The following is a 23382-nucleotide window of genomic DNA, read 5'->3' as shown; positions in this document are numbered from 1 at the left end:
AGCGTAGTACCTGGTTGAATTATAAAGACGCTTGGTACTGGTTCACGGATTCAGGCTCTATGGCCACTGGCTGGGCTCGTATCAATAATGCTTGGTATTACTTTGATGAAGATGGCAAGATGATCACTGGTTGGATTAAGCATAAGCTGACTTGGTACTATCTTGACCGTAAAAACGGAAACATGGTATCTAACGCCTTTATCCAATCAGCAGACGGAACAGGCTGGTACTATCTCAAACCAGACGGAACAATGGCAGATAAGCCAGAGTTCACAGTAGAACCAGAAGGCTTGATTACAACTAAATAATCTTAAAAATAAATAGAAAGGAAATTTTCTAAAATGTTCTTTCACCGCAGGCTTAGGCTTGCGGTTTTTTTATTGTTCAAAAACACGCATTTTGAATGATTAGAAACAGAAATCTAAATCCTATTGTTCAAAAAAGCGTTTTCTTGAAGAATAGAGAGGGTGGAATGCAGGGCATTATTGTCAAAAACGCCATTTTGTTAATAATAAAAACAGGGGGCAAAAAAGGGGCATAAGGCGTAAACTTTTGTATTTTTACGGTAAAAAATATATGTAGTTTATGACGTATAAACCCTTATTTTTCAAGGATTTGCACTTATGTAGTTTTATATAAAAAGCTCTAAAATAGAATACCGTGGATTGAAATCATTCTACAACTTGAAAAAATAAAATAGTTCAGTGAACTATTTTATCCCGAACCTTGAAATTCAAAAGTTCGGCCGTTGATTTAACAACGTTTCTAGCCCCTCGGATTTTATCCGAAGGGCTATTTTTGTATTTAGGGGGCAAAACTTTTTAAAAAAGGTCAGTTACCACAAATACGATTCAGCTAATATAATTGAAAAGGATGGAAAAAAGGTTGCATTTATGATATAATTTATTTTAAAGACCTTATTAGAAATCTTGAAAGAGTATTAAAAACTTAGAATGAGAAAAATTGTTATCAATGGTGGATTACCACTACAAGGTGAAATTACTATTAGTGGTGCTAAAAATAGCGTTGTGGCCTTAATTCCAGCTATTATATTGGCTGATGATGTGGTGACTTTGGATTGCGTTCCAGATATCTCGGATGTAGCAAGTCTTGTCGAAATCATGGAATTGATGGGGGCTACTGTTAAGCGTTATGACGATGTATTGGAGATTGACCCAAGAGGTGTTCAAAATATTCCAATGCCTTATGGAAAAATCAATAGTCTTCGTGCATCTTATTATTTTTATGGAAGTCTTTTAGGTCGCTTTGGTGAAGCCACAGTTGGCTTGCCTGGAGGGTGTGACCTTGGTCCTCGCCCGATTGACCTACACCTTAAGGCTTTTGAAGCTATGGGGGCTACTGTTAGCTACGAGGGAGATAACATGAAGTTATCTGCCAAAGACACAGGACTTCACGGTGCAAGTATTTACATGGATACGGTTAGTGTCGGTGCAACGATTAATACGATGATTGCTGCGGTTAAAGCGAATGGTCGTACTATTATTGAAAATGCAGCCCGTGAACCTGAGATTATTGATGTTGCAACTCTCTTGAATAATATGGGGGCCCATATCCGTGGGGCAGGAACTAATATCATCATTATTGATGGTGTTGAAAGATTACATGGAACGCGTCATCAGGTGATTCCAGATCGTATTGAAGCTGGAACATATATATCTTTAGCTGCTGCAGTTGGTAAGGGAATTCGTATAAATAATGTACTATACGAACACTTAGAAGGATTCATTGCTAAGTTGGAAGAAATGGGAGTGAGAATGACTGTATCTGAAGACAGCATTTTTGTCGAAGAGCAGTCTAATTTGAAAGCAATCAATATTAAGACAGCTCCTTACCCAGGCTTTGCAACTGATTTGCAACAACCGATTACCCCACTTTTACTAAGAGCGAATGGTCGTGGTACAATTGTCGATACGATTTATGAAAAACGTATAAACCATGTTTTTGAATTAGCTAAGATGGACGCAGATATATCAACAACAAATGGTCATATTTTATATACAGGTGGTCGTGCTTTGAGTGGGGCAAGTGTTAAAGCGACTGACTTGAGAGCTGGTGCAGCTTTAGTTATTGCTGGTTTGATGGCCGAGGGACAAACGGAAATTACCAATATCGAGTTTATCTTACGTGGTTATTCTGATATTATCGAAAAATTACGTAATCTAGGAGCGGATATTAGACTTGTTGAGGATTAAACCGTAGAGGTGTTTATGAATATTTGGACCAAATTAGCAATGTTTTCTTTTTTTGAAACGGATCGCTTGTATTTGCGTCCTTTCTTTTTTAGTGATAGTCAGGACTTCCACGAGATAGCTTCGAATCCAGAAAATCTTCAATTTATTTTTCCAATGCAGGCAAGTCTAGAAGAAAGCCAGTATGCACTGGCTAATTACTTTATGAAGTCCCCTTTGGGAGTGTGGGCAATTTGTGACCAGAAAAATCAACAAATGATTGGTTCTATTAAATTTGAGAAGTTAGATGAAATCAAAAAAGAAGCAGAGCTTGGCTATTTTTTGAGAAAAGATGCTTGGTCAAAAGGATTTATGACAGAAGTTGTAAAAAAACTTTGCCAACTTTCTTTTGAAGAATTTGACTTAAAACAATTATCCATTATAACCCATCTTGAAAACGAAGCTAGCCAAAAGGTTGCTCTTAAGTCTGGATTTAGTTTGTTTCGTCAGTTTAAGGGAAGTGATCGCTACACAAGAAAAATGCGGGATTATCTTGAATTTCGGTATGTAAAAGGAGAATTCAATGAGTAAGCATCAGGAAATTCTAAGTTATTTGGAGGAATTACCAGTAGGTAAAAGGGTCAGTGTTCGTAGTATTTCCAATCATCTGGGAGTCAGTGATGGAACGGCCTATCGCGCTATCAAGGAAGCTGAAAATCGTGGAATTGTAGAGACTCGTCCAAGAAGTGGTACTATCCGTGTTAAATCTCAGAAAGTTGCTATCGAAAGATTAACATTTGCAGAAATTGCAGAAGTAACTTCTTCTGAGGTGTTAGCTGGACAGGAAGGACTTGATAGAGAATTTAGTAAGTTCTCTATTGGTGCTATGACCGAACAAAACATCCTATCTTATCTTCATGATGGGGGACTCTTGATTGTCGGAGACCGAACCCGTATTCAGTTGTTAGCCTTGGAAAATGAAAATGCAGTTCTAGTTACAGGTGGATTTCAGGTCCATGATGATGTATTAAAACTGGCCAATCAAAAAGGGATTCCTGTTCTAATAAGTAAGCATGATACCTTTACCGTTGCGACCATGATCAATAAAGCCTTGTCAAATGTTCAAATCAAGACAGATATTTTGACAGTTGAGAAGCTTTATCGTCCAAGTCATGAATATGGTTTTCTGAGAGAGACTGACACAGTCAAAGATTATTTGGACTTAGTACGTAAGAATCGAAGCAGTCGTTTTCCGGTTATTAACCAACATCAGGTTGTTGTTGGAGTTGTAACCATGAGAGATGCTGGTGACAAGTCACCAAGTACCACAATTGATAAGGTCATGTCTCGTAGTTTATTTTTGGTTGGATTATCGACAAATATTGCCAATGTGAGTCAGCGGATGATTGCTGAAGACTTTGAAATGATACCAGTTGTTCGCAGCAATCAAACTTTGCTTGGCGTTGTAACTAGACGAGATGTCATGGAGAAGATGAGCCGTTCTCAAGTTTCTGCTTTACCAACTTTTTCTGAGCAGATTGGACAAAAGCTCTCTTATCACCATGATGAAGTAGTCATTACAGTGGAACCCTTTATGCTAGAAAAAAATGGAGTTTTGGCTAATGGTGTATTGGCAGAAATTCTGACCCACATGACCCAAGATTTAGTTGTGAATAGTGGTCGCAATCTCATCATCGAGCAGATGTTAATTTACTTTTTGCAGGCTGTTCAGATAGATGATATACTGCGCATTCAAGCACGCATTATTCATCATACTAGACGGTCAGCTATTATTGACTACGATATTTATCATGGTCATCAGATTGTTTCAAAAGCAAATGTGACTGTTAAAATTAATTAGAAACTAGGAGAAAAGATGATAACATTAAAATCAGCTCGTGAAATTGAAGCTATGGACAAGGCTGGAGATTTTCTAGCAAGTATTCATATCGGCTTACGTGATTTGATTAAGCCTGGCGTAGATATGTGGGAAGTTGAAGAATACGTTCGCCGTCGTTGTAAGGAAGAAAATTTCCTTCCACTTCAGATTGGGGTTGACGGTGCCATGATGGACTATCCTTATGCTACATGTTGCTCTCTTAATGATGAAGTGGCTCACGCTTTCCCTCGTCATTATATCTTGAAAGATGGTGATTTGCTCAAAGTTGATATGGTTTTGGGAGGTCCAATTGCTAAATCTGACCTAAATGTCTCAAAATTAAACTTCAACAATGTTGAGCAAATGAAGAAATACACCCAGAGCTATTCTGGTGGTCTAGCAGACTCTTGTTGGGCTTATGCTGTCGGTACACCGTCCGAAGAAGTGAAAAACTTGATGGATGTGACTAAAGAAGCTATGTATAAGGGAATTGAGCAGGCTGTTGTTGGAAATCGTATCGGTGATATCGGTGCGGCTATTCAAGAATACGCTGAAAGTCGTGGATACGGTGTAGTGCGTGATTTGGTTGGTCATGGTGTTGGCCCAACTATGCATGAAGAACCAATGGTTCCTAACTATGGTATTGCAGGTCGTGGGCTTCGTCTCCGTGAAGGAATGGTTTTGACCATTGAACCAATGATCAACACTGGTGACTGGGAAATCGATACAGATATGAAGACCGGTTGGGCGCATAAGACCATTGACGGTGGACTATCTTGTCAATATGAACACCAATTTGTCATTACTAAGGATGGTCCTGTTATCTTGACTAGTCAGGGTGAAGAAGGAACTTATTAATAAAAAGTGAAAAGACTACTGGAAGTTCATTTTGAAAATATTCCAGCAGATCTTTTTATATAAAATAAACGAATTGTATTGATGTCTTCAGACTTTTTGAAGACAACAAAATAGTCTCCATAATTCATAAGGTGGTTTTACCCACTACAGAAATTATTGATTCTAAAAATTCAGTTACTCTTTTTATAATCAAACGCATTGTATCAAGTTTTAGGTAGCTGATATGATGTGTTTTTATGGTTTTAAGATTCTTACCTCAATCTCTTGTACGTTATATTGATTTTAAAACCAACATTCTTATAAAATGGTACACTTCAGGTTAAAAAAACGACATTTCAGATTTTCTGTTCCAGAAATAGCTATCACTATGATATAATTATTTTATGATTATTACTATTCCTATAAAAAATCAAAAAGATATTGGCACACCATCCGATTCGGTCGTTGTTCTCGGCTATTTCGATGGTATACATAAGGGACATCAAGAACTCTTTCGTGTTGCTAACAAGGCTGCGATGAAAGACTTATTGCCTATCGTAGTTATGACTTTTAATGAATCTCCAAAGATTGCTTTAGAGCCTTATCATCCGGATTTGTTTTTGCATATTTTGAACCCTGCTGAACGTGAAAGAAAATTAAAACGAGAAGGTGTAGAAGAATTGTATCTCCTTGATTTTAGTAGCAAATTTGCTAGTCTCACAGCAGAAGAATTTTTTGCGACTTATATCAAAGCTATGAATGCCAAAATTATTGTTGCAGGTTTTGATTATACATTTGGTTCTGACAAAAAAACGGCAGAAGATTTAAAGGATTACTTTGATGGAGAAGTTATTATTGTCCCACCTGTAGAAGATGAGAAAGGAAAGATTAGTTCAACTCGTATCCGTCAAGCTATTTTAGACGGAAATGTGAAAGAAGCAGAGGAACTTTTGGGGGCACCGCTTCCATCCAGAGGGATGGTGGTTCATGGTAATGCTCGTGGTCGTACGATTGGTTATCCAACAGCGAATTTGGTGCTTTTAGACCGTACTTATATGCCGGCAGATGGCGTTTATGTCGTTGATGTTGAGATTCAAAGGCAGAAGTATCGTGCTATGGCTAGTGTCGGGAAAAATGTGACCTTTGATGGAGAAGAAGCACGTTTTGAAGTCAATATTTTTGATTTTAATCAAGATATTTATGGCGAGACCGTCATGGTTTATTGGCTTGATCGCATTCGTGATATGACAAAATTTGATTCTGTTGACCAATTAGTGGATCAGTTAAAGGCAGATGAAGAAGTAGCTCGGAATTGGTCTTAAGAATATAAGTAAACAAAAAAGAGGTTGTCTGTGACCTGAAAGATAGATGATTTAGTCTAACTTCTGAGGTCACTACACTACCTCTTTTTATTCTTTTTCAAAGGTAAATCCTTCTCCAAGGATTTCGTGGGCTTCTGTAATAGTTATAAAGGCTTGAGGATCGATTCGATGAATCATTTCCTTCATTTTAACAATTTCATTTCTTCCGACAATACAGTAGATGATTTTCAAATCTTTTTGACTATAGTAGCCTTGCCCTGAGATAAAAGTAACACCTCTTCCTAGGTCATCATTAATAGCCTTAGCAAGTTGGTCAGGACGTTTGGTAATAATCATAAATCCTTTACCTGCGTATCCTCCTTCTCCAATCAAATCAATCACTCGAGATACAATGAAAGTAAAGAGTAGAGTGTAAGTAACCAATCTTAAATCCTTAAAAATAAGGAGAATCAACATGAGAATACAAAAATCTAAGATAAAGAGCAGTTTCCCAATGGACAAATGAGTGTATTTGTTGAGGATACGGGCTAGAATATCAGTTCCACCCGTTGTACCTCCAGCGTTAAAGATAATTCCAAGCCCAATTCCTAATAGAATTCCAGCTATAAGTGCAGTAATCAGTAAATCACCTTGAAGATCAATATGAAGGGGAATATGCTCAAAAAAAGCTAACCAGGCAGATAAAGCCAAGGTTCCGAGCAAACTAGAGTAGAGAGATTTTGCTCCAAATATTTTCCAAGCTAGGATGAATAGAGGAATATTAATCAGCAGGTTCATGAGGGAAACAGGGATTTTAAAAAGATAAAAGGTGATGAGGGTAATGCCTGTAGCCCCTCCTTCGAAGAGATGATGGGGAACTACAAAATAGGTTAGACCAAAAGCATAAATGCCAGCACCTAGTAAAATAGTTAAAATGGGATAGATTTTTTTAATCATAGGACACCTCTTTTCTTATAAGTTGATTATATCAAATTTTTAAGGAAAATTTGATTGGCTCCATTAGGATTTTTAATCTTTTTTTGATATAATTAAAAGTAAGAAAACCAATCTGAATCCTAAAATAGAAAGATTGATACTATGACAAAAATTAAGATTGTTACCGATTCATCTGTTACTATTGAGCCAGAATTAGTAAAGCAATTAGATATCACGGTAGTTCCTCTATCTGTAATGATTGATAATGTTGTTTATTCGGATGCTGATTTAAAAGAAGAAGGTAAATTTCTTCACTTGATGCAAGAAGCTAAGAATCTTCCGAAAACAAGTCAACCACCTGTAGGTGTCTTCGCTGAAGTTTTTGAAGACTTGTGCAAGGATGGCAGTCAGATTCTTGCTATTCATATGTCCCATGCCCTTTCAGGTACTGTAGAAGCAGCGCGCCAAGGTGCTAGTTTATCTACTGCTGACGTAACAGTTATTGACAGTTCCTTCACTGACCAAGCCTTGAAATTCCAAGTTGTCGAAGCTGCTAAATTGGCACAAGAAGGCAAAGATATGGAGGAAATTTTATCTCATGTAGAAGAAGTAAAAAACCATACGGAGCTTTATATTGGCGTTTCTACTCTAGAAAATCTAGTAAAAGGTGGACGAATTGGCCGTGTAACGGGGTTGTTGAGCTCACTTCTTAATATACGTGTTGTCATGCAGATGAAGGACCATGAATTGCAACCAATGGTTAAAGGGCGTGGAGCTAAAACTTTTAAAAAATGGTTGGATGAGTTGATAACATTGCTCTCTGAACGTTCTGTAGTAGAGATTGGAATTTCATATTCTGGTAGTTCTGATTGGGCAAAAGAGATGAAAGACAATTTGCAACCTTATGTTGAAAAGCCAATTTCAGTATTAGAGACAGGGTCTATTATTCAAACTCACACGGGTGAGAACGCTTGGGCTATTTTAGTTCGTTACAATTCCTAAAAAACTCCTAAAAAAATAAAGAAAATGCGAATAAATAGCGTTTTTAACTTGACCTAGAAGGGATTTTAGGATATGATTATAGTTGTTAATTAGAAATTAATTTGGAGGAATCATTAACATGGCAAACAAACAAGATTTGATCGCTAAAGTAGCAGAAGCTACAGAATTGACTAAGAAAGACTCAGCAGCAGCAGTTGAAGCTGTATTCGCAGCAGTAACTGACTACCTTGCAGCTGGTGAAAAAGTTCAATTGATCGGTTTTGGTAACTTTGAAGTTCGTGAGCGTGCTGCACGTAAAGGTCGCAACCCACAAACTGGTAAAGAAATCACAATTGCAGCTTCTAAAGTTCCAGCATTCAAAGCTGGTAAAGCTCTTAAAGACGCTGTTAAATAATCAGCCTTTAAAAAGCCTATTGTATCAAGCTTTCTAACTTGGTCGATAGGCTTTTTTTGTGTATAGGGGGCAAAATCTGAATTAGCTAGTGACAGAAAAGATCTTTTAAACACAGGCTAATTTAATTTGCGTAGCAGAAATCATACAAATAAACTTGATTATAGTACAATAGGATATGAATTATTAAGAAAGTTGGTTCTTTATTGGAAACGATAGTATTTTCAATCTCCGTTTTTTTAGCAGGGGTCTTGTCTTTCTTTTCCCCTTGTATTTTTCCTCTGTTACCAGTTTATACTGGAATTTTGCTGGATGATCAGGAAAGCGCAAAAAGTTTTTCTTTGTTTGGGAGAAAAGTTGCTTGGTCAGGTTTGATTCGGACGCTTTGCTTTATCGCAGGTATTTCACTCATTTTCTTTATTCTAGGATTTGGTGCTGGTTACTTTGGTAATATTCTCTATGCCAATTGGTTTCGCTATACTATGGGAACAATTATTATCATTTTAGGCCTTCACCAAATGGAAATTTTTCATTTTAAGAAATTAGAGGTTCAAAAAAGCTTTACTTTTAAGAAATCAGAAGCCAATCGTTATTGGTCAGCATTTTTACTCGGTATTACCTTTAGCTTCGGTTGGACGCCTTGTATTGGTCCAGTTTTGAGTTCTGTTTTAGCACTTGCGGCTTCTGGTGGTAATGGGGCTTGGCAAGGAGCTATCTATACTCTTATTTACACTCTGGGGATGGCCATTCCTTTCTTGGTTTTGGCTCTAGCTTCAGGTGTAGTAATGCCTTATTTTAGTAAAATCAAACATCATATGATGCTACTAAAGAAAATTGGTGGTTTCCTTATTATTTTAATGGGAATTTTGTTACTATTAGGACAAGTAAATGTTCTAGCTGGAATTTTTGAATAAAGGAGAAAAAGATGAAAAAAATAATGTTTGCTGGTTTAAGCCTCTTGTCATTAGCCGTATTGATGGCCTGTGGCGAGAAAGAAACTAAACAGACTCAAGCACAACAACAATCCCCAAAACAACAGCAACAAACGCCTGTACAACAAATTGCTGTTGGGAAAGAGGCTCCAGACTTTACCTTACAATCCATGGATGGTAAAGAAGTTAAGTTATCTGATTATAAGGGTAAAAAAGTCTACTTGAAATTTTGGGCTTCATGGTGTGGTCCATGTAAGAAAAGTATGCCTGAGTTAATGAAATTAGCTGAAAAAGAAGATCGTGACTTTGAAATTCTTAGTGTCATTGCACCAGGAATTCAGGGTGAAAAAACTGTCGAGCAATTCCCACAATGGTTCCAAGAACAAGGATATAAAGATATCCCAGTTCTTTATGATACTAAAGCAACAACTTTCCAAGCTTATCAAATTCGAAGCATTCCTACAGAATACCTGATTGACAGTCAAGGAAAGATTGGAAAGATTCAATTTGGTGTTATCAGTAATGCGGATGCAGAAGCAGCCTTTAAAGAAATGAACTAGAATTGATAAAGAAAATCTGATTACAAAAGAGTAGTCAGATTTTTTTAGAAAAATATTTTATAAATATTCACAAATGTTCTATATTTATGGTAAAATAGAATCATCATTTTATTTTGGAGTCAAAGATGAATATATTTAGAACAAAGAATGTTAGTTTGGATAAAACGGAGATGCACAGGCATTTGAAATTATGGGATTTGATTTTGTTAGGTATCGGAGCCATGGTAGGGACAGGCGTCTTTACAATTACAGGTACTGCAGCCGCAACTCTAGCGGGTCCAGCCCTAGTGATTTCAATTGTCATTTCTGCCTTGTGTGTGGGATTATCAGCTCTCTTTTTTGCAGAGTTCGCTTCACGAGTACCCGCTACAGGAGGTGCCTACAGCTATCTCTATGCTATTTTAGGAGAATTCCCAGCTTGGTTGGCTGGTTGGTTAACCATGATGGAATTCATGACAGCCATATCTGGCGTAGCTTCGGGTTGGGCAGCTTATTTTAAAGGCTTGCTTTCTCAATACGGGATAGCCCTTCCTCAGGCTTTAAATGGTACCTTTAATCCTCAAGCAGGGACGTTTGTTGATTTATTACCTATTCTTGTATTGGTTCTAGTTACCTCGCTTGTTTTACTTAATGCCAAGGCTGCCTTACGCTTTAATTCTATTCTAGTGATTTTGAAATTTTCCGCTTTAGCTCTCTTTATTTTGGTGGGAATTTGGCATATCAAGCTTGATAATTGGAGCAATTTTGCTCCTTATGGTTTTGGCCAAATATATGGTGCTAGTACAGGTATTATGGCTGGTGCGTCCTTGATGTTCTTTGGTTTTTTGGGCTTTGAATCCATCTCTATGGCTGTAGATGAAGTCAAGACTCCTCAAAAAAATATTCCTAGAGGGATTGTCTTATCGCTTTCTATCGTAACCATTCTTTATGCCTTGGTGACTCTTGTTTTGACCGGTGTGGTTCACTATAGTCATCTAAATGTCGACGATGCCGTTGCCTTTGCCCTTCGTAGTGTTGGGATTAGTTGGGCAGCCAACTATGTGTCATTAGTGGCTATCTTGACCTTGATTACGGTTTGTATCTCGATGACCTATGCTCTATCGCGTATGATTTACAGTTTAGCGCGTGACGGCTTGATGCCTACTGCCTTTAAAGAACTGACCAAAACAAGCAAGGTACCAAAAAATGCTACTATCTTGACAGGCCTAGCTTCATCAGTAGCAGCAGGAATGTTCCCACTAGCTAGTATTGCAGCCTTCTTAAATATTTGTACCTTAGCCTACTTGATTATGCTGGCCTATGGTTTGATTCGATTACGGAGAGAAAAGGGGACGCCCAAAGCAGGAGAATTTAAAACACCACTGGTACCCTTATTACCGATTTTATCAATCATCATTTGTTTATCCTTTATGTTGCAGTATAACATGGAAACCTGGATTGCTTTCCTAGTTGCATTGTTAGTAGGAAGTATCATTTACTTTACTTATGGTTATAAGCATTCTACCATAGAAGAATAATACTCTTCGAAAATCTCTTCAAACCACGTCAGCTTCGCCTTGCCGTATATATGTGACTGACTTTGTCAGTCTTATCTACAACCTCAAAACAGTGTTTTGAGCAACCTACGGCTAGCTTCCTAATTTGCTCTTTGATTTTCATTGAGTATATAAAGTGAGAATCTGTTGAGTTATTGAAACTCAGCAGATTTTTATATGTGAAAGAAATTTCAAATTTTTTCTAAAAATAGCTTGACAGATTAAATTTTTAGGAGTAGAATGTTTACCAGTTAATTAAATAGTTAAGGAGTTATCGATGAAGAAAAAAAGTTTATTTTTAGTATTGTTAAGTGTCTTTCTTTTGTGTTTAAGTGCTTGTGGGCAGAAGGAGAGCCAGTCAGGTAAAGGGATGAAAATTGTGACCAGTTTTTATCCTATCTATGCCATGGTCAAGGAAGTATCTGGTGACTTGAATGATGTTCGAATGATTCAGTCAAGTAGTGGGATTCATTCTTTTGAACCTTCAGCAAATGATATCGCAGCCATCTATGATGCAGATGTCTTTGTTTACCATTCGCATACGCTTGAATCCTGGGCGGGAAGTCTGGACCCCAATCTAAAAAAATCCAAAGTTAAGGTTTTAGAGGCATCTGAGGGTATGACTTTAGATCGTGTTCCAGGGTTAGAAGATGTGGAAGCAGGGGATGGAGTTGATGAAAAAACGCTTTATGATCCTCACACATGGCTAGATCCTGAAAAAGTTGGCGAAGAAGCTCAGATTATCGCTGATAAACTTTCAGAGGTGGATAGTGAGCATAAAGAAACTTACCAGAAAAATGCGCAAGCCTTTATCAAAAAAGCTCAAGAATTGACTAAGAAATTCCAGCCTAAATTTGAAAAAGCGACTCAGAAAACCTTTGTAACACAACATACAGCATTTTCTTATCTAGCTAAGCGATTTGGACTCAATCAACTTGGTATTGCAGGTATCTCTCCTGAACAAGAACCAAGTCCACGACAACTAACAGAAATTCAGGAATTTGTTAAAACCTATAAGGTTAAAACGATCTTTACAGAAAGCAATGCTTCTTCGAAAGTAGCTGAAACTCTTGTTAAATCAACAGGTGTGGGTCTAAAAACTCTGAATCCTTTAGAGGCAGACCCACAAAATGACAAGACTTATTTAGAAAATCTAGAAGACAATATGAGTATTTTAGCAGAAGAATTAAAGTGAGGAAAGAATGAAAATCAATAAAAAATATGTAGCAGGTTCAGTGGCAGTCCTTGCCCTAAGTGTTTGTTCATATGAGCTTGGACGGTATCAAGCTGGTCATGTTAAGAAAGATTCTAATCGAGTTGCTTATATAGATGGTGATCAGGCTGGTCAAAAGGCAGAAAATTTGACACCAGATGAAGTCAGTAAAAAAGAAGGTATAAATGCCGAACAAATCGTCATCAAGATCACTGATCAAGGTTATGTGACCTCTCATGGAGACCATTATCACTACTATAATGGAAAAGTTCCTTATGACGCTATCATCAGTGAAGAACTCCTCATGAAAGATCCGAATTATCAGTTGAAGAATTCAGATATTGTCAATGAAATCAAGGGTGGCTATGTGATTAAGGTAGACGGGAAATACTATGTTTACCTTAAGGATGCGGCTCATGCAGACAATATTCGGACAAAAGAAGAGATTAAACGTCAGAAGCAGGAACACAGCAGTAATCACGGTGGCGGTTCTAACGATCAGGCAGTTGCTGCAGCCAGAGCGCAGGGACGCTATACAACGGATGATGGTTATATCTTCAATGCCTCTGATATCATTGAGGACACAGGAGATGCCTATATTGTTCCTCATGGCAATCACTTCCACTATATTCCTAAGAGTGATTTGTCTGCCAGTGAATTAGCTGCTGCCCAAGCCTTCCTATCTGGAAAAGGTAGTCAATTAAGTACCGTTGAATACCGTTCAAGCAGGGGAGAAACAAGATCTAGTGTGAGAACGAGTCAATCTGAGACACCTCAAAATCCTGCAACAGCTCCTGAAAGTCAAAGTGAAGATTTAGCTAGTCTCCTTCAAGAATTGTACGCTTTGCCACTTAGCCAACGTCATGTGGAGTCTGATGGATTGGTATTTGACCCAGCACAGATTACAAAACGTACTGCCAATGGTGTGGCAGTTCCTCATGGAGATCATTTCCATTTCATTCCTTATTCGCAAATGTCTGCTTTGGAAGAAAAATTGGCTCGAAATCTACCAATTGGAGGTCAGCCAGTTCAAAGTCATTCTGATAATCCGAAACCAAGCAGTACAGATAAACCAAGTTCAACCATTAAACCAAACTTTAATCTCAATACGCCGGCACCGAATAGAGGAACTGGAGGAGCCTATACAACGGATGATGGGTATGTCTTTAGTCCGACAGATGTGATTGAAGATACAGGTGATGCTTTTGTTGTACCGCATGGAAATCATTTCCACTATATCCCTAAGAGTGATTTGTCTGCTAGTGAATTAGCTGCAGCCCAAGCCTATTGGAATGGTAAACAAGGCGCACATTCCTCTACAAGTTCAAGTAAACCAAGTAGTGATAATGCTAAACCAGCTCAACCAAGTTTGACAGAGACTCCAAATCTGACTGTTACCCCAACATATCATCAAAATCAAGGGGAAGATATCCTAACACTTTTAAGTGAATTGTATGCCAAACCTTTGTCAGAACGACATGTAGAATCTGATGGACTCGTCTTTGATCCAGCACAAATTATCAAACGTACTGCAAATGGTGTGGCAGTGCCTCACGGAGACCATTATCACTTTATCCCTTATTCACAAATGTCTGATTTAGAGCAGAAGATTGCAAGAATGATTCCGTTAAAAGGGCAAAATGGATTAAATCAAATTGTTGCAGATATTAAACCTTTAGTATCAAAAGAGGTAGTTCATAAGTTCTTAGGACAACCAATCAAAGCTTATGGAAAAGGTTTAGATGGTAAACCTTATGATACGAGTGATGGATACATATTTACCAAAGATTCCATCGATTCTGTTGATAAATCAGGTGTTATTGCCAAACACGGAGATCATTTCCATTATATGGGGTATGGTGAATTAGAACAATTCGAATTGGATGAAGTTGCTAAATGGATTCAAGAAACTGGTAAAAATCCAGATGACATCGTTTCTTTAGTTCACTCAGATGAGAAGGAAAGACCAAAGTTTGATTATAAAAAAGTAACTAGTAAAGTTTCTAGAAATAGTAAAATTGGTTATATAATCAATGAAGATGGTAAAGATTATTTTTATTCACGTGAAGAATTAGATCTTACTCAAATAGCTTTTTCTGAGCAGGAACTGATGCTGAAAGATAAAGATACTTATCGTTATGATATTGTAGAAACAGAAATTAAACCAAGATTAGCTGTAGATGTATCTAGCTTGCCTATGCATGCAGCAAATACTACGTATGATACTGGAACTTCCTTCATTATTCCACACATCGATCACATCCATGTAGTACCGTATTCTTGGTTAAATAGCGATCAAATTGCAACTATAAAATATGTGATGCAGCATCCTGATGTGCGTCCTGAAGTTTGGTCAAAACCAGGTCATGATGATGCTGGATCTGTTATTGCTAATGTAACTCCTCTTGAAAAACGTCCTGGAATGCAGAATTGGCAAATTATCCATTCTGCGGAAGAAGTTCAGAAAGCACTTAAAGAAGGCAAGTTTGCAACTCCTGATGGATATATTTTTGATCCTAATGATGTACTGGCTAAGGAAACTTATATTTGGGCAGATAAATCTTTCAGTATTCCAAAAGCTAGTGGTGATTCATTGAGAAGTATCAATCAGTCTGATTTATCAGAGAAAGAGTGGAAACAAGCTCAAGAGTTGATAGCTAAAAGAAATGAAGAAAAAGAAACAACAAATGCTGCTTCTAATTCAAATCTAGTTTCTTCAGATAAGAAATCGAAAACAAAGAAAGAAGAAGCTGATTCAGGTAAAGTTGATGAAAAACCAAAGGATAGCACACCTCAAAATGAGGCAGATACGCCTATCAATAATCCTTCGCTTGAAAAAGATAAACCTAAAGCAGAAGAAAATAAAGAAGATGATTACGATGATATACCAGATTATGGATTAGATAAGGCCACTTTAAAAGATCATATAAATAAAATATCACAAATTGCTCAAATTGATTCTAAATACCTTATTTTTTCTTCAGAAGGTGTTCAATTTTATAATAAGAATGGGGATTTAGTAACCTATGATATTAAAACTCTTAAGCAAATTAAACCTTAGAATATTTTGACTAATGAGTATCTAGTTGAAAGGATATTGTTCTATTATTTGGATAGAATAATGTCCTTTTATTTATTGATAGTATAGATGAAATTTCTTGTCTAAAAAACTAAGAAAGGAGTTTTAAAGTAATAATTTTATTATCTTTCACTAAAAAACTTGACAGATAAGCTTAAAAGAGGTAGAATGTTTACTAGTTAATTAAATGGTTAAATAACTGGTTTAGAAAAAACTGTTTAACCGAGAAAAAGAAGTTAAGAAATAGCTTTAAAACTTATTGAAATGAGGAAATTATGAAATTAAGTAAAAAATATATAGCAGCAGGCTCAGCTGTTATCGTATCCTTGAGTCTTTGTGCCTATGCGCTGAATCAGCATCGCTCACAAGAAAATAAGGACAATAATCGGGTCTCCTATGTAGATGGCAGCCAGTCCAGTCAGAAAACTGAAAACTTGACGCCAAATCAGGTTAGTCAAAAAGAAGGAATTCAAGCAGAACAAATTGTAATCAAAATTACAGATCAGGGCTATGTGACGTCACACGGTGATCACTATCATTACTATAACGGGAAAGTTCCTTATGACGCCCTCTTTAGTGAAGAACTTCTGATGAAGGATCCAAACTACAAACTTAAGGATGGAGATATTGTCAATGAGGTCAAGGGTGGTTATATCATCAAGGTAGATGGAAAATATTATGTCTACCTAAAAGATGTTTCTCATGCTGATAATGTTCGAACAAAAGATGAAATCAATCGCCAAAAACAAGAACATGGTAAAGACGAGAAAGGACCTAGCGCAGAAGTATCTGTAGCTAAATTACAGGGACGTTATACTACTGATGATGGTTACGTCTTTAATCCAGCTGATATTATCGAAGATACTGGTGATGCTTATATCGTTCCCCACGGAGGTCACTACCACTATATTCCAAAAAGTGATTTGTCTGCTAGTGAGTTAGCTGCTGCTAAAGCTCATTTAGCTGGCAAAAATACGCAACCGAGTCAGTTAAGCTATTCTTCAACAGTTAGTGACAATAATACTCAAGTTATAGATCAAGGATCAACTAGCAAGCCAGAACGTAAAGCTGAAAGTCTCCAAAGTCTTTTGAAGGAACTCTATGATTTACCTAGCGACAAACGTTACAGTGAATCAGATGGTTTGGTCTTTGACCCTGCTAAGATTATCAGTCGTACACCAAATGGAGTTGCGATTCCGCACGGCGACCATTATCACTTTATTCCTTACAGCAAGCTCTCTACCTTAGAAGAAAAGATTGCCAGAATGGTGCCTATCGGCGGAACTGATTCTACGGTTTCTACAAATGAAAAACCTAATGAAGTAGTATCTAGTATAGGAAGTCTTCCAAGTAATCCATCTATATTCAATCATACTTCATTGACTACTAATAAAGGAATCTCTGCAACATCTGATGGTTATATCTTTAATCCTAAAGATATTGTCGAAGAAACTGCTACAGCTTATATTGTAAGACATGGTGATCATTTCCATTACATTCCTAAGTTGAATCAAATTGGACAACCGACTCTTCCAAACAATGGTCTAGCAACACCTTCTCCATCTCTTCCAATCAATCCAGGAATTTCACATGAGGAACATGAAGAAGATGGGCACGGCTTTGATGCTAATCGTATTATTGCGGAAGATGAATCAGGATTTATCATGTCACACGGTGACCACAATCATTATTTCTTCAAGAAGGATTTGACTGCTGATCAAATCAAGGCAGCACAAGACCACTTGAAAGGGGCAAATGCAGCTACACCAAATCCAGCACATGATGACGATCACGATGAAGATCATCATGGACACCATCATGATGAAGACCATGATCACGGTTTTGATGCAGATAGAGTCATCAGTGAAGATGCGGCAGGATTTGTCATGACTCATGGCGACCACAATCATTACTTCTTCAAGAAGGATTTGACACCTGAGCAAATTAAGGCGGCTCAAGATCATTTGAGAGGTAAAACGCCAGTAACACCAAGTCCAGCACATGATGACGATGATGATCATGATGAAGAAGCACATGGTCATGGTTTTGATGCCAATCGAGTTATCAGTGAAGATGTGTCAGGCTTTGTCATGTCACATGGCGACCATAATCATTACTTCTTTAAGAAGGATTTGACACCTGAGCAAATTAAGGCGGCACAGAATCATTTGAAAACACATCATGATGCAGAACCTGTAAAACCTCTTGCTAAAACGGTAGAGTCTTTCTCTAAAGACGCTAGCGATGAAGAAAAGATTGCTTACATTTCTAAGACCTATGGTGTTCCACTTGAAGCTATTAGAATTTCAAACGGATTCTTTGTCTTTGGTAATCCAGATCAAGCCTACGATCCGACTCATATCCATCCCTATGCTGTTCGTAAGGAACATGTTCGACTTCCACTCCAAACTGGCAATCCAGAACTTGATTTCTTAAATGAACTCTATACTACTGCCTTACGTGATGGTGTGTCTCCTTATAGCTTACAGGTAGAAAATGGTAGCTTTGTGATTCCTCATGGCGACCACAATCACTATATCAAGGTTCAAACCAAGGGCTATGAAGTAGCTTTGAAAAACAAGATTCCAACTCTCCAATCCAACTATCAACCTGGAGATTTTGATGAGAAGGCAGTCTTGGCAAAAGTAGATCAACTTCTAGCTGAAAGTAGAACGATTTATCAAGATCAACCAATTAAACAAAGACAGATTGAGTTGGCTTTGGGTCAATTTACTGAGAGTATGAAGAAACTTGCAACCAACTCTACTGCGGGTTATCTTGCAAGACTTGACCTCTTTGATAAGCAATATATCCATATTGATGAAAGTGTCAAACCAGTCGAAACAAGTGCTTTAGATAAGAAATATCAGGCCTTGATTGATAAAATCAATACACTAGATACTGATAGCTATGGACTTCCGAAAAAAGACCTTTTAGTTCGACTCCAAGAAGCTAAGTTGGCCAAAGATGAAACTGGTTTAGCAGCGATTGAATCACAACTTCAAGCCCTTCAAGACTTTAATGATCGTACTGGTGATACAACAGTGGAATACATCAAGTACTTCTATGAGCATGTAAATGATAATCGTTTAAGTGATGAGCTTCGTAATAAAGTTGCTAATTTGACTTTGACTTTGTATCAATCACAATCTTTCCGTAAGGCTGTGGACTTGAATAAACTGTTCCCAAGCATTTACCAAACAAAACAAGAAGTAGAAGAGACTTTGAAAAATCAGCCAACTTCTTCAAAAGTAAATGAAACAGTTTTAGATAAAGAAACAGTTGATAGTCAATCTGCTAAGCAAGCAATTTATGAATTCCTAAAAGAACTCTATCCTGATCTTAAGAAAGAAGAACATGTCAATCATGTTAGCAAAGAGCAAGTTGAAACCATCTTAACTAAAGCAGAGCAATTCTTAGCTCAAGTTAAAGAAGAAGGAATTAAACAATCCTTGGCAGAAGAAGTAGAAAATCTAAAAGTTGCAGCTAGCAAGGCTGATGCAGACTTGGATGAAATCAATGTCCAAGTTAACGATCTCTTGAAACGTATTGTAGCTACTCTGCAAAAAGAGAAAGAGACTGCGCAACAAGATCAACAAATAACTAATCTACACAAACAACTCTATGGATATATCAATTCATTACATAAGTATTTAGAAGATAACAATGGTTCAAATGAAGAATTTGATAAAGTTGATAAACTATTCGATCAGCTTGATGATGATGTGAAAAATAATGATAAAGAAGCTTTACTTGAATTAGCCCAAACAATAGTAGCCTTGACTCAAGAAATCAAGTCTAAATCAAGAGCAAGTGAAGAAGCAACTCCAGCAACAAATGCTAAATCGAATGCTGATAGCACAAGTGCAGAGAATCAACCAATTGCAAGTACAGCAACCGAAGCACCAGTAGCATCTGAATCTAACAGTGATACTGCAAGCGACGAAAGCAAACCAAGCAACACAAGAGATTCTAAATCTGCTGTGTCATCTTCATCAAATAATGAAACAACAGAATCTACAACAAGTACTGGAAATCAAGAAAAACCAGCAGAATAAAAAGAAAGGCGAAGTAGCTGAGCTACCTCGTTTTTTTAGTCTCTATAAGCTACGATACCAATGATGGTATCAACTGCACGTTCCATGGTCTGAAGGCTGACGTATTCAAAACGTCCGTGCATGTTCTCGCCGCCTGCAAAGATATTGGGAGTTGGGATTCCCATAAAGGAAATTTTAGAGCCGTCTGTCCCGCCACGGATTGGTTCAATAATAGGCTTGATACCTAAATCTTCCATAACGGCCTTAGCAATGGTAATTGGAGTCATATCTTTTTCAATGACTTCTTTCATATTGTAGTACTGGTCTGTCAAGTTGAGAGTGACACGGTCGCTACCAAGTTCTTGATTCATCTTATCAGCGATGGTCTGCATAGCTGCTTTACGCGCTTCAAAGGCATCTTTTTCAAAATCACGAATAATGTAGCTTGCACGCGCCTCCTCGACACTACCTGTCACATCCATTAGATGGTAAAAACCTTGGTAGCCATCAGTTAACTCAGGTCGGTCAGTTTCAGGGAGTTGATTATGGAAATCAATTGCTAGCTGAAGGGCGTTGACCATTTGCCCTTTTGCAGTACCAGGATGGACATTGCGACCTTGGAAATGCAATTCAGCACCAGCTGCTGAGAAAGTTTCGTACTGAAGTTCTCCTAGTGGTCCTCCATCAACAGTGTAGGCAAAATCAACGTCAAAATCTTCTGCATCAAATTTATTAGCACCGACACCGATTTCTTCATCTGGACCAAAACCAACTCGAATCTCACAGTGTTTGATTTCAGGATGGGCAGTTAGATATTCAATAGCAGTCATAATTTCAGCAATTCCTGACTTGTCATCAGCACCTAGTAAGGTTGTTCCATCGGTTGTGATGAGCGTTTGTCCTGGATATTTCTCAAGACTCTTAAAGTCAGCTGGATCGAGTTTGAAACCAGAATTTCCAAGTTCAATCACACCACCATCGTAGTTTTCAATTACCTGTGGCTTGACTCCTTCGGCATTAAAATCAGCAGTATCCATGTGGGAGATGAAGCCAATTTTTCGTGTTAACGATAGATCATTGGCTGGCAAGGTACCAATCGCAAAACCATTTTGAAGGTAGTAGACGTTTTGCAGTCCAACACGTTTCATTTCAGGTATAAGAACATTGGTTGCGAAGTCAACCTGACTCTGCGTACTTGGAGTAGTAGTAGAGTGTTCATCAGATCGCGTGTTGACTTTAACATAGGTTAAGAAACGTTCCAAGAGATTTGGGTAAGTCATAAAAAACTCCTTTTGAATTCATTTTTTCCATTGTATCATAGAAAGAAGAGAAAAACAAAAGACAGAAGTTAGGGAAATTCTCTATGTTAGCGTTTACTTATCAGTGGATTCATGATAAAATAAAATTGATAAGAACATCACAAGGAAGTAGTTATGAAAAAAGCAATTTTAATGATGACCTTCGGTTCGCCAGAAGAGATTACCTTTGAAGGTGTAGCTGATTTTTTCACAAATATTCGTCGTGGAGTGAGACCTCAAGATCATGAAATTCAAACACTCTATGATAATTATGTACGAATTGGAGGCACGCCTCTGCAAAGAATTACCCGTGAAGAAGTTGCCCTGGTAGAAGCTAGATTGGGAAATGAATACAGTGTCTATTTTGCCAATAAGTTTTCTAGACCCTTTATCCCAGATGTGATCGGTCAGATGGAAGCAGATGGAATTGAGCAGTGTATTTGCTTGATTTTGGAGCCTCATTATTCTTTTTACTCTGTCATGGGATACGAGAAATTTTTAGAAAGCAAACAAATTCAATTTTTAGTTATCAAGGACTGGTATCAAGAAGAAGCGCTCTTAAATTATTGGGCAGATGAAATTGCTAAGATTTTAAAAGAAGAAGTAAAGCAGGATAGCTTTAAAGTCATCTTTTCAGCTCATAGTGTTCCCATTTTTGCCTTGGATTTTGGTGACCCTTATATTGACCAAATTTTTGAAAATAGCAAGTTAGTTGCTGAAAAATTAGGTTTGAGTTCCGAGCAATATACCAATACTTGGCAAAGTGAGAGTGATATCGGTATTCCTTGGATTAAGCCAGATGTATTAGAGTACCTTAGAGAACAGACAGAACATCCAGAGCATTATATTTTTGTACCTATTAGTTTTATCAGTGAGCACATTGAGGTCTTGTTTGATAATGATGTGGAATGTTATGACTTGTGTCAGGAATTGGGTGTCAACTACCATCGTCCACCAATGCCAAATACGGATTCTCGCTTGATTGAGGCCTTGGTCAATACAGTCAGAGCCAATGAACATCAAGAATTTAGAGAATTCTTCCCAGAAGAAGAAACCTTTGATGAATTAGTTCCTTCGGATGAAACTAAAAATATTTTAGATGAATCACAAGACCTACAAATGCCAGAATTTGTGAAAAAATTGATTGAGAAAAAAGGTCGTGAAAATGTTAAGATGCCTTATCTTATCAAGAAAATGCTTGAGAAAGCAGGTAAATTACCAAAAGAGTAAAGAAAAAAGGATTTAGCTTTGCGCTAGATCCTTTTAATAGATTATTTTTTCTCAAGAAGGGCTTTGATTTCTTGAAGTACTTCCAACTCAGTTGGACCAGCTGGAGCTTCTTCAACAGCTTCTTCCTTCTTAGTAAGGCTTTGAGCTTTTTCAATTCCTTTAATAACGAAGAAGAGAACAGTACCGATAACTAGGAAGTTGATAACAGCACTCAAGAATTTACCATATGTAACACCATTCCAAGCAAGCTCAGCGATGTTTTGTACTTTCGCAGCTTCCAAGGCTGGATTCAAAATAAGTGGAGTGATGATATCGTTAACAAGTGATGTAACGATTGCACCAAAAGCAGAGGCAATGATCACACCGACAGCAAGGTCAACAACATTACCACGAAGCAAAAATGCTTTAAGATCTTTTAACATTTTCATTTTCCCTTTCAAAAAAATTTTACTCTTAATTATATATTAATTAAGAAGAGCATGCAAGATAGATGCTCAAAAATTTTCTATTTTTTAAAAATAAAAACCTTACTAAAAATGTAATTAAGAATAATTATCAATAATTGTGAAATAGCTGTTTCGATAGTATTAACCTTGTCTATATTATTATTTACAAATTGTCCAATAATATTAGGAAACTGGGTTACAAAGAGAAAAGTTAAAAATAAGTCTAAAAGAAAAGTAGAAAGGCGGGCAAGAGTAAATTTCACTAAACGTCTTGGCCAATTCTGCCTAGCCTGCTTAAATACAATCGTATCATTTGTGATAAAGGCAAAGAGGATACCAATAATATTTGCTAGGGCAGTAGCAAGGAGTTCTTTATGAGTTAGTTGATAAATGACTAATCGGGATAGAATAGAAATAAGAGTAGTCGCTATACCAAAAAAGAGATAGGACAAGAGCTCGTTCTTAAAGAAACTTTGAATATGATTTTTCATGTTCTTAGTATAGCATAAAGAGGACT

Annotated in this window: 18 protein-coding genes and 1 pseudogene; 15 read left to right on the top strand and 4 right to left on the bottom strand. The window is 37.3% G+C overall.

All coding sequences use genetic code 11. The features are described 5' to 3' along the window. The 6 genes and pseudogenes from RWP09_RS06025 to RWP09_RS06000 all read left to right on the top strand — a co-directional run. Positions 1-308: pseudogene (locus tag RWP09_RS06025) on the top strand (autolysin); the annotation flags it as partial. A gap of 645 nt (positions 309-953) precedes the next feature. After that, the gene (locus RWP09_RS06020; RefSeq protein ID WP_314435253.1) at positions 954-2213 is read left to right on the top strand and encodes a UDP-N-acetylglucosamine 1-carboxyvinyltransferase; all 1260 of its coding nucleotides are present in this window, start codon (positions 954-956) and stop codon (positions 2211-2213) included. A 15-nt stretch (positions 2214-2228) separates the two neighbouring features. Further along, a complete protein-coding gene (locus RWP09_RS06015; protein ID WP_314435249.1) occupies positions 2229-2780 on the top strand; it encodes a GNAT family N-acetyltransferase in 552 nt (183 codons plus the stop codon). Further along, complete coding sequence (gene spxR, locus RWP09_RS06010) at positions 2773-4050, top strand: CBS-HotDog domain-containing transcription factor SpxR (RefSeq protein ID WP_314435245.1); 1278 nt, start codon at positions 2773-2775, stop codon at positions 4048-4050. The genes RWP09_RS06015 and spxR overlap by 8 nt, the downstream gene beginning before the upstream one ends. Positions 4051-4065: 15 nt before the next feature. After that, a complete protein-coding gene (locus tag RWP09_RS06005) occupies positions 4066-4926 on the top strand; it encodes a methionyl aminopeptidase (RefSeq protein WP_000631543.1) in 861 nt (286 codons plus the stop codon). Between the two features lie 383 nt (positions 4927-5309). Beyond that, positions 5310-6227 carry a bifunctional riboflavin kinase/FAD synthetase gene (locus RWP09_RS06000; protein ID WP_314435156.1) on the top strand — a complete coding sequence of 306 codons (918 nt, stop codon included), beginning with the start codon at positions 5310-5312 and terminating at the stop codon, positions 6225-6227. A gap of 87 nt (positions 6228-6314) precedes the next feature. On the opposite strand, the gene RWP09_RS05995 is transcribed toward RWP09_RS06000, so the two are convergent. Continuing rightward, positions 6315-7163 (bottom strand): YitT family protein, encoded by an 849-nt coding sequence (locus tag RWP09_RS05995; RefSeq protein WP_314435154.1) that lies wholly within the window; start codon positions 7161-7163, stop codon positions 6315-6317. 141 nt (positions 7164-7304) lie between these two features. Between RWP09_RS05995 and RWP09_RS05990 the strand changes: the two genes are divergently transcribed. From RWP09_RS05990 to RWP09_RS05955, 8 genes are all read left to right on the top strand, one after another. Continuing rightward, positions 7305-8144, top strand: coding sequence for a DegV family protein (locus RWP09_RS05990; protein WP_314435151.1), 840 nt, complete (start codon positions 7305-7307; stop codon positions 8142-8144). Between the two features lie 118 nt (positions 8145-8262). Further along, positions 8263-8538, top strand: a complete 276-nt coding sequence (locus RWP09_RS05985) for an HU family DNA-binding protein (RefSeq protein ID WP_049535169.1) — start codon at positions 8263-8265, stop codon at positions 8536-8538. A 203-nt stretch (positions 8539-8741) separates the two neighbouring features. Continuing rightward, positions 8742-9449, top strand: coding sequence for a thiol-disulfide oxidoreductase-associated membrane protein CcdA2 (gene ccdA2 / locus RWP09_RS05980; protein WP_314435146.1), 708 nt, complete (start codon positions 8742-8744; stop codon positions 9447-9449). 11 nt (positions 9450-9460) lie between these two features. Further along, complete coding sequence (gene sdbB, locus RWP09_RS05975) at positions 9461-10027, top strand: thiol-disulfide oxidoreductase-associated lipoprotein SdbB (protein ID WP_314435143.1); 567 nt, start codon at positions 9461-9463, stop codon at positions 10025-10027. A gap of 125 nt (positions 10028-10152) precedes the next feature. Then, the gene (locus RWP09_RS05970) at positions 10153-11544 is read left to right on the top strand and encodes an amino acid permease (protein ID WP_314435141.1); all 1392 of its coding nucleotides are present in this window, start codon (positions 10153-10155) and stop codon (positions 11542-11544) included. A gap of 295 nt (positions 11545-11839) precedes the next feature. Continuing rightward, positions 11840-12757, top strand: a complete 918-nt coding sequence (adcAII, locus tag RWP09_RS05965; protein ID WP_314435139.1) for a zinc-binding lipoprotein AdcAII — start codon at positions 11840-11842, stop codon at positions 12755-12757. A gap of 7 nt (positions 12758-12764) precedes the next feature. Then, positions 12765-15836, top strand: coding sequence for a pneumococcal-type histidine triad protein (locus tag RWP09_RS05960; RefSeq protein WP_314435137.1), 3072 nt, complete (start codon positions 12765-12767; stop codon positions 15834-15836). Positions 15837-16129: 293 nt separating this feature from the next. Continuing rightward, a complete protein-coding gene (locus RWP09_RS05955; protein WP_314435134.1) occupies positions 16130-19912 on the top strand; it encodes a pneumococcal-type histidine triad protein in 3783 nt (1260 codons plus the stop codon). A 35-nt stretch (positions 19913-19947) separates the two neighbouring features. Here the strand turns inward: RWP09_RS05955 and pepT are convergent, their stop codons facing one another. Beyond that, positions 19948-21171, bottom strand: coding sequence for a peptidase T (gene pepT, locus RWP09_RS05950; protein ID WP_314435132.1), 1224 nt, complete (start codon positions 21169-21171; stop codon positions 19948-19950). 153 nt (positions 21172-21324) lie between these two features. Between pepT and hemH the strand changes: the two genes are divergently transcribed. Further along, entirely contained in the window at positions 21325-22419 is a 1095-nt protein-coding gene (gene hemH, locus RWP09_RS05945; protein WP_314435129.1) for a ferrochelatase, read from the top strand. Positions 22420-22460: 41 nt separating this feature from the next. Here the strand turns inward: hemH and mscL are convergent, their stop codons facing one another. Both mscL and RWP09_RS05935 read right to left on the bottom strand, forming a co-directional pair. After that, a complete protein-coding gene (mscL, locus tag RWP09_RS05940; RefSeq protein ID WP_084927281.1) occupies positions 22461-22841 on the bottom strand; it encodes a large conductance mechanosensitive channel protein MscL in 381 nt (126 codons plus the stop codon). An 83-nt stretch (positions 22842-22924) separates the two neighbouring features. Further along, a complete protein-coding gene (locus RWP09_RS05935) occupies positions 22925-23356 on the bottom strand; it encodes a GtrA family protein (protein ID WP_314435124.1) in 432 nt (143 codons plus the stop codon). Between the last annotated feature and the right edge of the window lie 26 nt (positions 23357-23382).

Origin of the sequence: uncultured Streptococcus sp., assembly GCF_963521255.1 — a bacterium.
In the GTDB taxonomy this organism is placed as follows: Bacteria; Bacillota; Bacilli; order Lactobacillales; family Streptococcaceae; genus Streptococcus.
This window is presented reverse-complemented; position numbering and strand designations above follow the sequence as displayed.

What these genes read in the sequence shown, in the direction of transcription:
- RWP09_RS05970 (WP_314435141.1), top strand. Translation starts at nt 10,153, where the DNA reads ATGAATATATTTAGAACAAAGAATGTTAGTTTGGATAAAACGGAGATG.
- RWP09_RS06005 (WP_000631543.1), top strand. Translation starts at nt 4,066, where the DNA reads ATGATAACATTAAAATCAGCTCGTGAAATTGAAGCTATGGACAAGGCT.
- RWP09_RS05985 (WP_049535169.1), top strand. Translation starts at nt 8,263, where the DNA reads ATGGCAAACAAACAAGATTTGATCGCTAAAGTAGCAGAAGCTACAGAA.
- RWP09_RS05960 (WP_314435137.1), top strand. Translation starts at nt 12,765, where the DNA reads ATGAAAATCAATAAAAAATATGTAGCAGGTTCAGTGGCAGTCCTTGCC.
- RWP09_RS05955 (WP_314435134.1), top strand. Translation starts at nt 16,130, where the DNA reads ATGAAATTAAGTAAAAAATATATAGCAGCAGGCTCAGCTGTTATCGTA.
- RWP09_RS05935 (WP_314435124.1), bottom strand. Translation starts at nt 23,356, where the DNA reads ATGAAAAATCATATTCAAAGTTTCTTTAAGAACGAGCTCTTGTCCTAT.
- mscL (WP_084927281.1), bottom strand. Translation starts at nt 22,841, where the DNA reads ATGTTAAAAGATCTTAAAGCATTTTTGCTTCGTGGTAATGTTGTTGAC.
- spxR (WP_314435245.1), top strand. Translation starts at nt 2,773, where the DNA reads ATGAGTAAGCATCAGGAAATTCTAAGTTATTTGGAGGAATTACCAGTA.
- hemH (WP_314435129.1), top strand. Translation starts at nt 21,325, where the DNA reads ATGAAAAAAGCAATTTTAATGATGACCTTCGGTTCGCCAGAAGAGATT.
- RWP09_RS06020 (WP_314435253.1), top strand. Translation starts at nt 954, where the DNA reads ATGAGAAAAATTGTTATCAATGGTGGATTACCACTACAAGGTGAAATT.
- RWP09_RS05990 (WP_314435151.1), top strand. Translation starts at nt 7,305, where the DNA reads ATGACAAAAATTAAGATTGTTACCGATTCATCTGTTACTATTGAGCCA.
- adcAII (WP_314435139.1), top strand. Translation starts at nt 11,840, where the DNA reads ATGAAGAAAAAAAGTTTATTTTTAGTATTGTTAAGTGTCTTTCTTTTG.
- RWP09_RS05995 (WP_314435154.1), bottom strand. Translation starts at nt 7,163, where the DNA reads ATGATTAAAAAAATCTATCCCATTTTAACTATTTTACTAGGTGCTGGC.
- RWP09_RS06015 (WP_314435249.1), top strand. Translation starts at nt 2,229, where the DNA reads ATGAATATTTGGACCAAATTAGCAATGTTTTCTTTTTTTGAAACGGAT.
- pepT (WP_314435132.1), bottom strand. Translation starts at nt 21,171, where the DNA reads ATGACTTACCCAAATCTCTTGGAACGTTTCTTAACCTATGTTAAAGTC.
- sdbB (WP_314435143.1), top strand. Translation starts at nt 9,461, where the DNA reads ATGAAAAAAATAATGTTTGCTGGTTTAAGCCTCTTGTCATTAGCCGTA.
- RWP09_RS06000 (WP_314435156.1), top strand. Translation starts at nt 5,310, where the DNA reads ATGATTATTACTATTCCTATAAAAAATCAAAAAGATATTGGCACACCA.